This is a genomic window from Winkia neuii subsp. neuii DSM 8576 (assembly GCF_000420405.1).
Lineage (GTDB): Bacteria > Actinomycetota > Actinomycetes > Actinomycetales > Actinomycetaceae > Winkia > Winkia neuii.
The window spans coordinates 1-12,225 of sequence record NZ_ATUW01000006.1; the positions used below are offsets into that span (position 1 = coordinate 1).

13 protein-coding genes, 1 tRNA gene and 1 other RNA gene are annotated in these 12,225 nt (G+C 58.7%); 13 read left to right on the forward strand and 2 right to left on the reverse strand.

The features are described from left to right. Positions 1-103, reverse strand: a 103-nt coding sequence (locus G437_RS11685) for a hypothetical protein (protein WP_483050718.1), incomplete at its 3' end; no start/stop codon positions are given. 148 nt (positions 104-251) lie between these two features. Beyond that, a tRNA-Ser gene (locus G437_RS0106505) sits at positions 252-336 on the reverse strand. A 177-nt stretch (positions 337-513) separates the two neighbouring features. Between G437_RS0106505 and ffs the strand changes: the two genes are divergently transcribed. The 13 genes from ffs to purQ all read left to right on the forward strand — a co-directional run bounded on the left by ffs (position 514) and on the right by purQ (position 12,087). Next, positions 514-609, forward strand: an RNA gene (gene ffs, locus G437_RS11195) — signal recognition particle sRNA small type. Between the two features lie 107 nt (positions 610-716). Next, entirely contained in the window at positions 717-3,275 is a 2,559-nt protein-coding gene (locus G437_RS0106510) for a DNA polymerase III subunit gamma and tau (RefSeq protein ID WP_024331761.1), read from the forward strand. A 2-nt stretch (positions 3,276-3,277) separates the two neighbouring features. After that, on the forward strand, positions 3,278-3,871 hold the full coding sequence (recR, locus tag G437_RS0106515; RefSeq protein WP_024331762.1) for a recombination mediator RecR: 594 nt from the start codon (positions 3,278-3,280) through the stop codon (positions 3,869-3,871). A 107-nt stretch (positions 3,872-3,978) separates the two neighbouring features. Further along, the gene (locus G437_RS0106520; protein ID WP_231782302.1) at positions 3,979-4,719 is read left to right on the forward strand and encodes an HAD-IIA family hydrolase; all 741 of its coding nucleotides are present in this window, start codon (positions 3,979-3,981) and stop codon (positions 4,717-4,719) included. Positions 4,720-4,833: 114 nt separating this feature from the next. Further along, positions 4,834-6,150, forward strand: a complete 1,317-nt coding sequence (locus G437_RS0106525) for an aspartate kinase (protein ID WP_024331764.1) — start codon at positions 4,834-4,836, stop codon at positions 6,148-6,150. Continuing rightward, on the forward strand, positions 6,147-7,187 hold the full coding sequence (locus tag G437_RS0106530; RefSeq protein ID WP_024331765.1) for an aspartate-semialdehyde dehydrogenase: 1,041 nt from the start codon (positions 6,147-6,149) through the stop codon (positions 7,185-7,187). The genes G437_RS0106525 and G437_RS0106530 overlap by 4 nt, the downstream gene beginning before the upstream one ends. 23 nt (positions 7,188-7,210) lie before the next feature. Beyond that, the gene (purD, locus tag G437_RS0106535; RefSeq protein ID WP_024331766.1) at positions 7,211-8,461 is read left to right on the forward strand and encodes a phosphoribosylamine--glycine ligase; all 1,251 of its coding nucleotides are present in this window, start codon (positions 7,211-7,213) and stop codon (positions 8,459-8,461) included. After that, the gene (locus G437_RS0106540) at positions 8,458-9,309 is read left to right on the forward strand and encodes a hypothetical protein (protein WP_024331767.1); all 852 of its coding nucleotides are present in this window, start codon (positions 8,458-8,460) and stop codon (positions 9,307-9,309) included. Before purD ends, G437_RS0106540 begins: the two co-directional genes overlap by 4 nt. A 68-nt stretch (positions 9,310-9,377) precedes the next feature. Next, positions 9,378-9,560 carry a carbon storage regulator gene (locus G437_RS0106545; RefSeq protein WP_024331768.1) on the forward strand — a complete coding sequence of 61 codons (183 nt, stop codon included), beginning with the start codon at positions 9,378-9,380 and terminating at the stop codon, positions 9,558-9,560. Between the two features lie 81 nt (positions 9,561-9,641). Continuing rightward, on the forward strand, positions 9,642-10,148 hold the full coding sequence (locus tag G437_RS0106550; RefSeq protein WP_024331769.1) for a hypothetical protein: 507 nt from the start codon (positions 9,642-9,644) through the stop codon (positions 10,146-10,148). A gap of 31 nt (positions 10,149-10,179) precedes the next feature. After that, entirely contained in the window at positions 10,180-11,064 is an 885-nt protein-coding gene (locus G437_RS0106555) for a phosphoribosylaminoimidazolesuccinocarboxamide synthase (protein WP_024331770.1), read from the forward strand. A gap of 76 nt (positions 11,065-11,140) precedes the next feature. Beyond that, positions 11,141-11,392 (forward strand): phosphoribosylformylglycinamidine synthase subunit PurS, encoded by a 252-nt coding sequence (locus G437_RS0106560; RefSeq protein ID WP_024331771.1) that lies wholly within the window; start codon positions 11,141-11,143, stop codon positions 11,390-11,392. Then, entirely contained in the window at positions 11,392-12,087 is a 696-nt protein-coding gene (gene purQ, locus G437_RS0106565) for a phosphoribosylformylglycinamidine synthase subunit PurQ (protein ID WP_024331772.1), read from the forward strand. Before G437_RS0106560 ends, purQ begins: the two co-directional genes overlap by 1 nt. Positions 12,088-12,225 lie beyond the last annotated feature (138 nt).

The window sequence follows — 12,225 nt, forward strand, 5'->3', positions numbered from 1 at the left end:
AAGTTGCTGGCGCGTTTACTCGCCTTCCACCCTCTGCAATATACGATGCTTGAAAATTTCCTGATGGTAGCTTGCGGACTTTTCCCCATGATGCGCGGCTCATTTTTCGTGCCTCCTGCGTGCCCTAACGTGCCCTTAACATACTCACACATCCCTACACTTAGCAACACTTACTAACATTGCCAACCGAGCTTTTCCCGCGTCCTAGCAACGAAAAACCCCGCCATTCCAACGGAACAGCGGGGCGAACGCGGAGGATGGGGGATTCGAACCCCCGAGGGCTTTCACCCAACACGCTTTCCAAGCGTGCGCACTAGGCCACTATGCGAATCCTCCAGATACGCAAACGCGCTTCAACAAGTGTACTTAAAACTCTGGGAGTAGTAAAACCAGGCGGCTGGGAGGTGCGCCACAAATGCGTCTTAGCGGCGCATTTATGGCGTATATGCATCATTTCACGCTGGCTGGGGGCTACTGCGGTTCCACCATTGCGGTGCTGCCGTGTACACTAGAGCCGATCCCTCACGCGACGGTATCACCTGAACCTCCCCAGGGCCGGAAGGCAGCAAGGATAGGGTAGCTCTGCCGGGTGCGTGGGGGATCCTTTACTGCTACTGGGCAGTTCCCTCTGCGGGTAGGTGGCTTCTGCCGAGGCGGTGTCCGCTGTTGGCATGCCCAAGTATCAAATGTCGGCTACGCCCTCTAAAGTAGAGGACGTGAGCACAGCCCTTTATCGCCGTTACCGGCCCGACACTTTCGCAGAGGTGATCGGGCAAGAGCACGTTACTAAGCCGCTAATGGCCGCCTTGCGCGCCCAAAAAGTTACGCACGCCTACCTATTCTCGGGTCCGCGCGGGTGCGGAAAGACTACTTCGGCACGCATTTTGGCCCGCTGTTTGAATTGCGCTCAGTACCCTACGGACACCCCGTGTGGCGAGTGCGACTCGTGCAGGGAACTGGCCACCGGGGGCCCGGGCTCACTCGATGTAGTCGAGATTGACGCTGCTTCTCACAATGGTGTCGACGATGCGCGTGAACTTCGTGAGCGGGCGGCTTTCGCTCCGGTGCGCGATCGTTTCAAAATTTTTATTCTGGACGAGGCGCACATGGTTACCTCGGCTGGTTTTAATGCGCTGCTCAAGCTGGTCGAGGAGCCCCCGGAGCATGTGAAGTTCATCTTTGCTACTACGGAGCCTGAAAAGGTTATTTCTACTATCCGCTCGCGCACCCACCACTATCCGTTCCGTCTGGTGCCTCCCGAGGTGATGCGTGGGTTTTTGGCCGATATTTGCACCAAAGAGGGGATAGATCCCGAAGACGGTGTGCTGAACCTAGTTATGCGGGCTGGCGGGGGGTCTGTGCGCGACACCCTTGGGGTGTTGGATCAGCTCATGGCAGGCTGCGACACTAACGTGCTCGCCTACGACATGGCTGTTCACCTGCTTGGGTACACGGATTCGACTTTACTTTCGCAAACTGTCGATGCGCTCGCCGGGCGCGATGGGGCAGGTGCTTTCCGGATCGTTGAACGCATCATCGAATCGGGCCACGATCCGCGCCGCTTCGTCGAAGATTTGTTGCAGCGTCTGCGCGATCTGCTAGTTATTGCGGTTTCAAATGGGGGCGCAATCGAGGCCTTGCAGGGTATCCCACAGGCTGAGCTCGAGCAGATGCAAACTCAGGCTCGCGTCATGGGGGCTGCGGATCTTTCCCGCTCAGCCGATCTTACTAACGATGCGCTCTCGGCCATGTCTGGGGCTATTAGCCCGCGTCTTCAGCTGGAACTGCTCGTAGCAAAGCTGTTGTTGCCGGCCCAGCAGAGCGCTCCCCAAACAGCGCCCTCCCAGCAGGCACAGGCTCCGCAGAACATGCCTGATTCTGCTGCGGCCGTGCGGCAGATGCTTTCCAAGAAGCGGGGCGCTTCGGCTCAGGCAGGTCCTGAGGCTCGCGAGGCCGAAGCTGCCGATCCTAGCGCGCAGTCGCGTTCTGTAGCGCCCACCGAGCACGTTCACGAACCCGCCAAGAATGGGGTTGCACCTGAGGGTGTAAGCGGCGCGCGGGCGCAGGAGCGCCCTCAGGGTGGCCAGCAGCCTCCTCAGCGTGACCAACAGACGCATCCGCAAAAATCGCCGCAGGCCCAAGAAGCGCAGGCAGCTCACTCTGAGCGGGCTAAAAAGTCTCAGGCAGCCCAGCCCCAGCAGGCTCGGCAAACTAAGAACGTTCAGCCTCAGCAGGCCCAGGAACCGCAAAGTGGTAAGTCGCAGCCCTCGGATGTGCCTGCTGCACCTGCCCCGGCGAACCAACCTGCCGCTACTGCTGGGCGCACAGACGGCGACCTTTCCGAAACTATTCGCAACCGCTGGCAGGAGGTAACCGAGTTCTTAGCGCAAAATCATGCCCGCTCCACCTGGGGGCGGCTCACGCAGGCTCAGTTAGGCACTGTAGCCAATGGTCAGCTCACTCTCAGGTATCAAAGCGTCGGCATGGCTCAGGGCTTCAATTCGGGTACTCACGCCCAGGCCCTAGAGAATGCGCTCTACCAGGTGTTGGGGGTCAAGCTGCGGGTGGTTGCCCTCAGCGCAGACGAGCCGAATCCGCCGGCGCCTACAGCTCCGCCCCAGGACGGCCCACAAAGGTCTAACGGGGTGGCTCAAAATATGCCTGTAGGCCCAGCTCATAGCCAACACCATGGTGGTAATGGCGATTCCGGGTGGGGGCCTATCTCTGAACCGGCTTCCGGCGACGACTCGGAGGGCGACCGGCCTAGCGGGCCCCAGCAATTAGATAGTCACGCAGATTCCAGCCCAGCCTATAGCGAGGGCGAAAACGGGCTACCTGAATCGACTTCAGGGCCGGTTCCGGCCCCAGCTCCGGCGTCCTTTGCCGAACCCGATGACGCGTGGGGGCCGATAGCTACCCCGCCCGCCTTGCAGCCGCCGGAGGCGGTTTCGAACGTGACACCGTTGCATAAGCCTAGCCCCGAACACCCAGCGGGCCGCGAGAGGGAATTCGCTGGCGAGTCAGCTCCTGCCGGGGTGCCCGCCCCACCGCCGGTCGCCGAATTTGCTCCTGATCCCGTGCCCACCCACCAGGGAGCTCGCCAGATTATTGAGCAGACTCTGGCACAAAACCACAACCGTACGGTTTCCCAGCCCGAAGACGTCGACGACAATGTCAGCCCAGACGATCCCGAAGCCGAAGACACGGGGGTGGTGGGGCTGGCTGCCGTCGAGGATATTCTGGGTGCCCGCGTCGTTTCAGATATTAAGGAATAACTGTGTACGAAGGTGCCCTGCAAGATTTGATTGACGAACTTGGCCGCCTACCTGGAATTGGCCCCAAGTCCGCCGAACGGTTGGCTTTCCATATCCTCGAAATGGATTCGCAGGACGTGGAGTTACTCACCTCCACAATTTCAAAGGTCAAGTCTTCGGTGCGTTTTTGCAACACCTGCGGCAATATTTCCGAGGGCGAGGAATGCCAGATCTGCACCGACCCTCGCCGTGACGGTTCTTTGATCTGCGTAGTGGAAGAGGCTAAAGACATTGGGGTTATCGAACGCACCCGCTCCTACCGGGGCCTCTACCACGTCCTCGGGGGAGCTATAGACCCGCTAAACGGGGTGGGCCCTGATCAGCTCCGCATCCGCGAATTGCTCACGCGTTTAGGCGCGGGCCAGGTTCAAGAGGTCATTTTGGCTACCGACCCTAACATTGAGGGCGAAGCCACCGCCACGTTCCTGGCGCGCACCCTGTCGACGCTAGGGTTAAAGGTCACCCGTTTAGCTTCGGGCTTGCCTGTCGGTGGGGACCTTGAATATGCAGATGAAATTACTTTGGGTAGGGCTTTAGAGGGTCGTCGCCAGGTATAAAACAGGTAGACTTATAGTCACTGTAAGGGAAGGATTTTACCGTGGTTGATTTCGACTCTATTGTGCCGGTTTCTGAACTACCTGAACCCAAGGCGTGGCTTTCGGATATGGATGGGGTTCTGGTCCACGAGAACACGGCTTTGGCTGGTGCAGCCGAATTCATCGAAAAGCTCAAGGAAGAGCAGAAGCCCTTTTTGGTTTTGACTAACAACTCGATCTTTACTCCCAGGGATTTGTCTGCCCGTCTGGCCAACTCCGGGCTGGATGTGCCGGAACAAAACATTTGGACCTCGGCCCTGGCTACGGCCTCGTTCCTAACTCAGCAGTCGCCTAGGTCTACCGCGTTCGTAATCGGCGAGGCGGGCCTTACCACCGCCCTGTACGAGGCCGGCTATGTGATGACCGACCGCAACCCGGAATACGTGGTGCTGGGCGAAACGCGCACCTATTCTTTTGAAGTGATTACCCAGGCATGTCGCCTAATTCAGCAGGGCGCCAAATTTATTGCCACTAATCCCGACGTTTCTGGTCCTTCTGAAAACGGTATTTTGCCGGCCAACGGTGCGGTTGCGGCCATGATTCAGGCGGTCACCGGCCACAAACCCTACTTCGTTGGCAAACCGAACCCGGTAATGATTAGGGCGGGGCTCAACAAGTTGGGGGCGCACTCCGAGACCACGGCCTTCGTTGGCGACCGCATGGACACTGACGTGCAAGCCGGGATTGAGGCGGGCTTGCGCACCTACTTGGTGCTCACCGGTTCCACCGAGCGCGAGGAGATCTTCAAATACCCTTACCGCCCCACTAAAGTGTTCGATTCGATCGCCGACATGGTGGACATGCTATAGCGCTGTGATCTCATAATATTGGCGTAATTTTGCCATTTTTGTGGCAAGCCGTAAGGTTAGGTCAATCGCATAACAGCCGGCTTAGGCTGTCCCAGCTTGCACGGGGGAATTCAAGTGGCGCTGATTGTCCAGAAATATGGGGGCTCGTCCGTTTCTGACGCCCAGGCAATAAAACGTGTGGCTAAGCGTGTTGTAGCTACGGCAAAGGCCGGCCACCAGGTGGTGGTCGTGGTCTCGGCGATGGGCGACACTACGGACGACCTGTTGGATTTGGCAGGGCAATTGGCCGCCTCCCCCTCGCAGCGCGAGATGGACATTTTACTGACCGCTGGCGAACGCATTTCCATGGCCCTTTTGGCTATGGCCATCACCGAGGCCGGCATCCCAGCTAGCGCTTTTACGGGCCCCCAAGCTGGCATTCACACTGACGCAAAGTACGGGCGGGCTTCGATCACCGCCCTCATCCCGGAGCGTATCGCCCGCTCTATCAAAGACGGGCACGTGGCTGTTGTTGCAGGTTTTCAGGGCATCAACGATTTTGACGACGTAACCACGCTGGGCCGGGGCGGTTCGGATACTACCGCCGTCGCCCTCGCCCAGGCGCTAAACGCCGACGTTTGTGAAATCTACACTGATGTGGATGGCCTGTTCAGCGCCGACCCCAGGGTGGTGCCCGCCGCCCACCAACTTCACAGGGCAGATTTCGAGGAGACTTTAGAGCTGGCCGCGCACGGCGCCAAGGTGTTGCACTTGCGGGCGGTTGAATTTGCCCGCCGCTACCGCGTGCCTTTGCACGTGCGCTCTTCCTTTTCGGATAAGGAAGGAACCTGGATTTCTGACGGGCCGGCAAAGCAGACGTTGCGGGGAATAGTCCCGCAGGTAGCTCTTCCAAGCAGTAAGGAGTATTCCGTGGAAGCACCTATTATTAGTGGCATTGCGCACGACCGTTCGCAAGAGAAGATCACTGTGGTGGGGCTTCCCGACAGGCCGGGGGCGGCAGCGAAGCTCTTTGAAATTGTTGCCTCGGTGGGTGCCAATATCGACATGATTGTGCAGAACGTGGGGATTTCAGAGCAGGGGAGGGCGAACGTTTCTTTTACTCTTCCCGAGGCCGACGCCCGCCGTACCCTGCAGGCAATTTCCGACGCGAAGGACGAACTTAGCTACAGGGAACTGTTGGATAACCGCGAAATCGGTATCCTTTCGCTGGTTGGTGCCGGTATGCGCACCAATCCCGGGGTTTCTGCGAAACTGTTTGGGGCCCTTTCTGAGGCCGGCATCAATATCGAGATGATCTCTACCTCCGAAATTCGTATTTCGGTGGTAACTAATTTGGACGAGTTAGACGACGCCGTCCGGGCAGTTCACACCGCCTTCGGCCTGGACGCTTCCGAAACTGAAGCGGTTGTCTATGGAGGTAGTGGACGATGAGCCTAACCCTAGGTGTTGTAGGAGCAACCGGCCAAGTTGGCCGCGTCATGCGCACTATTTTGCAGGAGCGTTCCTTCCCGGCCACAGCGGTGCGCTTTTTTGCTTCGGCGCGCAGTGCGGGCAGGCAACTCGAATACGCCGGCAAGAACATAGTTGTCGAGGACGTAGCCACAGCCGACCTTGCGGGCATAGACTTGGCGATCTTTAGTGCGGGGGGAGCCGTCTCGCGCGAGTACGCCCCCAGGTTCGTTAAGGCGGGAGCCGTAGTAGTGGACAACTCCTCTGCTTGGCGCAAAGATCCGCAGGTGCCGCTAGTGGTATCCGAGGTAAACCCCCATCAGATTCCGAACCGCCCCAAGGGAATAATCGCCAATCCGAACTGCACCACCATGGCGGCCATGCCCGCCCTCAAACCACTTCACGACTACGCCGGGCTCACCCGCCTAAAGGTGGCAACCTACCAGGCCGTGTCCGGTTCGGGCCGTGCCGGGGTAAAAACGCTTCTGGAACAAACCCAAAAGGCACTACAACAATCCCCCGAAGCTCTAGTTACAGACGGCGGCGCAGTCGACTTTGGCTGCGAGCTCGGCCCCTACGTCAGCCCAATCGCGTTCAACGTGGTGGCACTCGCGGGCAACTTGGTTGACGACGGTACCGGCGAAACTGACGAGGAACAAAAGCTGCGCAACGAATCCAGGAAGATTCTTGAGATTGCGGACCTGCCCGTGGCCGGCACTTGCATCCGGGTCCCGGTACTTACTTCCCACACGCTTGTGGTGCATGCCGAATTTGCCCAGAAGCTGTCCGTGGCAAAGGCAACCGAACTGCTGCAGGCAGCCCCGGGAGTGCGCCTAGTCGACGTGCCCAGCCCGCTTCAGGCTGCGGGCCAGGATCCCTCGTTGGTGGGGAGGATCCGCCAGGATTACTCCGTGCCGGAAGAACGCGGCCTAGTCATGGTCATTGCTTCGGACAACTTGCGCAAAGGTGCTGCCTTGAACGCAATCCAGATTGCGGAGCTGGTAGCTAAAGACCTGTAAAAATTCTGCGGTAAGGTTGTGCCGTGAAGATCCTACTAATTGGAACGGGCGGGCGCGAACACGCCCTCGCCCTGGCGCTAAACGCAGATCCGCAGGTAACCGACCTTTACGCAATGCCGGGCAACCCGGGCATTGCAACCGTGGCCCAGCTAGTGCCCGGAAATGGGCAGGACGGCGAGCAGGTGGCGCAAGCCGCTAAACGCTTAGGGGTGGACTTGGTTGTGGTTGGCCCCGAGGCGCCACTGGTGGCCGGGGTTGCTGACGCAGTGCGCGCGGCCGGAATAGCCTGCTTTGGGCCCTCGGCAGCTGCCGCCCAGTTGGAAGGATCTAAGGCCTTCGCCAAAGAGGTAATGCAACAGGCGGGGGTACCTACCGCGCGTGCACTTACCTGCCACAACCAGGGCGAATTGGACGATGCCCTCGCCGAATTTGGGGCCCCCTACGTAGTGAAAGAGGATGGGCTGGCAGCGGGTAAGGGCGTTGTGGTGACTGACGACCTGGCTCAGGCGCGCCAGCATGGGGCCGACATTTTCGCCCGCGGAGGCAAGCTGATTGTCGAAGAATTCTTGGACGGCCCCGAGGTTTCACTATTTTGTGTATGCGACGGGAAAACTGTGGTGCCTCTGGCGCCGGCACAAGATTTCAAGCGGGCTCTGGACGGCGACAAAGGGCCGAATACCGGTGGCATGGGTGCCTACTCGCCCCTGCCGTGGGCTCCCGCCGACATTGCCGAACAGGTTGTCGCGCAGGTGGCCCTTCCCACTGTGCAGCAGATGGCCAGGCGGGGAACCCCCTTTACCGGCCTGCTTTACTGTGGGCTGGCGCTCACTTCGAAGGGGCTGCGCGTAGTTGAGTTCAATGTCCGCTTTGGCGATCCAGAAACCCAGGTTGTGCTCGCGAGGCTGCGCTCGCCCCTGGGGCAGTTGCTGGAGGCCGCGGCTACCGGCAAGCTAGCTGGTTTTGGGCCGCTCGCCTGGGACGAACAGGCTGCGGTGTGCGTGGTTCTGGCTTCTGCGGGATACCCGAAGAAGGCTCGCAAAGGCGATGAAATAACCGGTATTGACCAGGCCGAACAATTGGCTGGGGTACACGTAATTCACGCCGGTACTGCCCGTGAGGGCGAGTCGCTAGTTTCCAGCGGGGGCCGCGTGTTGGCAGTAGTAGGGCTGGGGCAGGGCGTCGCTGCTGCGAGGGCGCGCGCCTACGCCGGCATGGAAAAAATTTCTTTGCCGCAAGGGCACTACCGCAGCGACATTGCAAAGGCAAAAGCGTGAGCTTAGAACAAGACGAGGCCGACCTAGCCGCCTTCGTGGCGCAGACGCGCCGCGAGTTTGAGGCGCGGCGCGAGGATGCCGAACGCCAGGTGCACGCCGGTATCGACCAGATGCTGGCGCAGGTTCGTGCTCGAAGCGAGCGCGGCATCGAGGCTCCGGCCGAACCGGTACGCATCGGACCGATCCAGGCTTATAGACCGAAGCCGGTGGGGGCAACCGTTCAGCAGCTTCCTGACTTTGGGCGTGTCCTTTCCGCCCAGGACACTGCGAGTTTAGGTCTGCAGGCAACTTTCAGTGGCAAAACGATTGCTGAGGTAGCAACGTCACTGCCGGTTCCGCCCTCGCCGGAACCCACCCCGGGTGAAGTGCAAGTGGTAATTGGGCAGACCGGTGATGCGGAATTCGTCCGCGAATGGGCCTCTCGCCTCGCCCACAGGATCGAAGGGGATAGTCAGGTGTTGTTGGCCGGAGCGAAGACCTTGCTGCCCGGCACCGGCGAGCGTGTGCGCACGGCAGCGGACTTGGAAAAAGCTCGCTGTGAGCACGCCACCACTGTGCTTGCCGTAATCGACTCGGCCGTACCCTCACACCAGCGCACCGCCCAACGCCTATTAGAGGCCGCCAAACCAGTTTTCACCTGGGCCGTAGGTGATGCGTCCCAGCCAGATTTGCAGACGTGGGTGGGCCGGCTGCCCGCCAAAATTGAGGCGGACGCACTGGTTCTGAGCGGGGTGTGGGATGCGCAGCACCCGCTTTCCCACGCCCAAGATGCGGTGCCCGTGGCAGTGCTCGACAATGCCCCCGCTAACGCCGCGTTGTGGGCCGCGCTCATTGCCTGTCGCATATGAGGGCGTGCTCATAATTAGTTTCAGGGATAGCCTTAGGCGAAGTACCCGTTTACCTCCCGGTGGTGGAAATGCTTGTCCTAACGCGACGCCCAGGCCAGAAGATTGCCATAGGCGATTCCATAACAGTGACGGTGGTTGAAGCCCACCGCGACGCAGTGCGCATCGGCATCGATGCCCCGCGCGACGTGCTGATTCAGCGCGACGAACTATTCGACCAGGACGATCTGGAAGACTATCCCGACGAATACTAGGTCTTTTTTCCTAGATCGGCCACGAAAACCAAAACTAGATGGCACAATGGTTGCGATAACCCAAAGGCGGGAGGTAAAAGCGTGGCTAACATTCAGGCAACAGGCAGGCCCACATCTAACTGGCGAATCCAGGAACGGTGGTGGAATCGGCCGGAGCTACTATTTGCTTGCCTACTCCTTCTTTTTCCCGCACTGTGCACGTACGCTTTCCGGCTGTTCGTAGGCAAATCTCTCCCCCAAATTGTCCCTTTCAGCTGGGGGATTGCGGCCTCTTCAATACACGTTTCGGGTTCGCAAAGTTATTGGATTGAGGGCGCTATCTGCCTGATTTTTGCAGCTGTGGGTATCGCTTTGACTCTTGCCTACAGGGGCAGTGCTAGGTTGCGCCGGTTGCTGCCGCCTTTTTTGGGAGCGTCCGCTTCGGTAATTAGCGCCGGGTGGGTTATAAGCGTGCTTTATTCAATGGGCGTTATTGGATCGAAACCGTTTGCTATTTTCGCTATAGGGGCGGCTGCAGTGGTGGCAATTCCCATTTACTTGTGTCTGCGCCACCCGCTTGAGGGGTCCAGAATATCTAGTGAACTTTGAGTAGGTCGGCTCAGGTGACATTATTGGGTCTATGAGCCAACCAGAAATTCCCGGCTGGAAGCATCTGTCCAGCGGTAAAGTTCGCGATCTCTACATTCCCAACTCAGGCCAGCAGGATCGAATTCTAGTCGTTGCCTCTGACCGAATTAGTGCCTACGACTACATTTTGCCAACGGAAATTCCCGACAAGGGCAAAGTTCTCACTCAGCTGTCGCTGTGGTGGTTCGAGCAACTGGCTGATCTGACCGACAATCATGTGCTTGCCGATGCGGAGGTGCCCAGTCAGGTTGCGGGCCGAGCGATGGTGGTAAAGCGATTGCGAATGTATCCCATAGAGTGTGTGGCCCGCGGATACTTGACCGGTTCTGGACTCGTTGAATACAAACAGTCCGCCTCAGTGTGCGGGGTGCGATTGCCGGCGGGGCTCACTGAGGCATCCAAGCTGCCGGAGGCTATTTACACCCCAGCCGCTAAGGCAGAATTTGGCGAACACGACGAAAACATTTCATTTGCTGCAACGGAGCAGTTGGTAGGCAAGGAAGCCGCCAGTGCTCTTAGGGAACAAACTCTAGCGATCTATAACAAGGCAGCGGCCATAGCCCGGCAAAAGGGAATAATCATTGCCGACACAAAGTTTGAGTTCGGCACAGATCAAGCCGGCAAGCTCATTCTGGCTGACGAAGTGCTAACCCCCGATTCCTCTCGCTTCTGGCCGGTGGATAAGTGGCAGGAGGGGCAAGTTACCCCGAGCTTCGACAAGCAGTACGTGCGCGACTGGTTGACCGGACCTGAATCCGGTTGGGACCGTGCCTCGGGCAAGCAGCCTCCCGCGCTTCCGCAAGAGGTCGCCCTCGCCACGCGCGCCCGCTATGTCGAAGCCTACGAAACTTTGACTGGAAGAACGTTTACCGCCTAAGGAACTGGGTAGCTGTTGCTACCCAGTTCCTTAGTAAACTTAGAAAAGTCCAAACCAACCCCTTCTTGGAGGAGCCATGGGACGCATCGTCGTCGACATCATGCCCAAACCCGAAATTCTTGATCCGCAAGGGAAAGCCATCTTAGGGGCGTTGCCCCGCGTTGGCATCGATTCTTTTAGCGCCGTTCGCCAGGGCAAGCGCTTCGAACTGACCACCGAGGGCGAAGTGGGGCAGGCGGAGTTGGATGCCGCCCGCAAGGCAGCCGAGGAACTGCTGTCCAACCCGATCATCGAGAACGTAGTCCGCGTAGAAGCAGTGGAGGAATAGTGGCACGCATTGGTGTGGTAACTTTCCCCGGCACGCTCGACGACGGGGACGCGCGCAGGGCGGTGCGCTTGGCAGGCGCCGAACCGGTCCGTCTTTGGCATAAGGATGCCGATTTGCACGGGGTTGACGCGGTTATTTTACCCGGTGGGTTTTCTTACGGCGATTACTTGCGCTGTGGGGCTATTTCGTCATTTGCGCCGGTTATGAGCCAGGTGGTTGACGAAGCTAAGAAAGGTTTGCCGGTGCTGGGTATTTGCAACGGCTTCCAGGTGTTGTGTGAAGCGCATTTGCTACCCGGGGCCCTTATCCGCAACGATCACCAGCGTTTTATCTGCCGCGACCAAAAATTGCTCGTGCAAAATGCTTCTACGGTGTGGACTCGCGAATTTTCCCAGGGCGATACCATCACCATTCCTTTGAAGAATGGCGAGGGCAACTTCCAACTTGATCCGGAGGGCTTGGAAAGGCTCGAGGGGCAGGGCCAGGTGGTGTTCCGCTACCTCGAGGTGAATCCGAACGGGTCTATGAACGACATTGCTGGAGTCTGTAACGAGGCCGGCAATGTGGTTGGGCTCATGCCCCACCCAGAGCATGCGGTGGAGCAGGGCTTTGGTCCCGAGTCTGAAGCCGGACCGCATGGAGGCACCGATGGGCTCGGATTGTTTAAATCCGTCCTCGAATCGCTGCTTTCTTGATTATCCCCAACTTTCCCACAGGCTCTGCAGCGGTTTCGTTACCTGTGCACAACCCTGTGGACAAAACCTGTGGATAACTTTAGTGAACTAAACTGCAACTAAACGGAGCTTAATGTGGTAACCGCACAGTTCTGCGAA

Bases quoted from the DNA above. Each gene is read 5' to 3' on its own strand.
- G437_RS0106520 (WP_231782302.1), top strand. From the start codon at position 3,979: ATGGATGGGGTTCTGGTCCACGAGAACACGGCTTTGGCTGGTGCAGCC.
- G437_RS0106555 (WP_024331770.1), top strand. From the start codon at position 10,180: ATGAGCCAACCAGAAATTCCCGGCTGGAAGCATCTGTCCAGCGGTAAA.
- G437_RS0106560 (WP_024331771.1), top strand. From the start codon at position 11,141: ATGGGACGCATCGTCGTCGACATCATGCCCAAACCCGAAATTCTTGAT.
- G437_RS0106545 (WP_024331768.1), top strand. From the start codon at position 9,378: ATGCTTGTCCTAACGCGACGCCCAGGCCAGAAGATTGCCATAGGCGAT.
- G437_RS0106530 (WP_024331765.1), top strand. From the start codon at position 6,147: ATGAGCCTAACCCTAGGTGTTGTAGGAGCAACCGGCCAAGTTGGCCGC.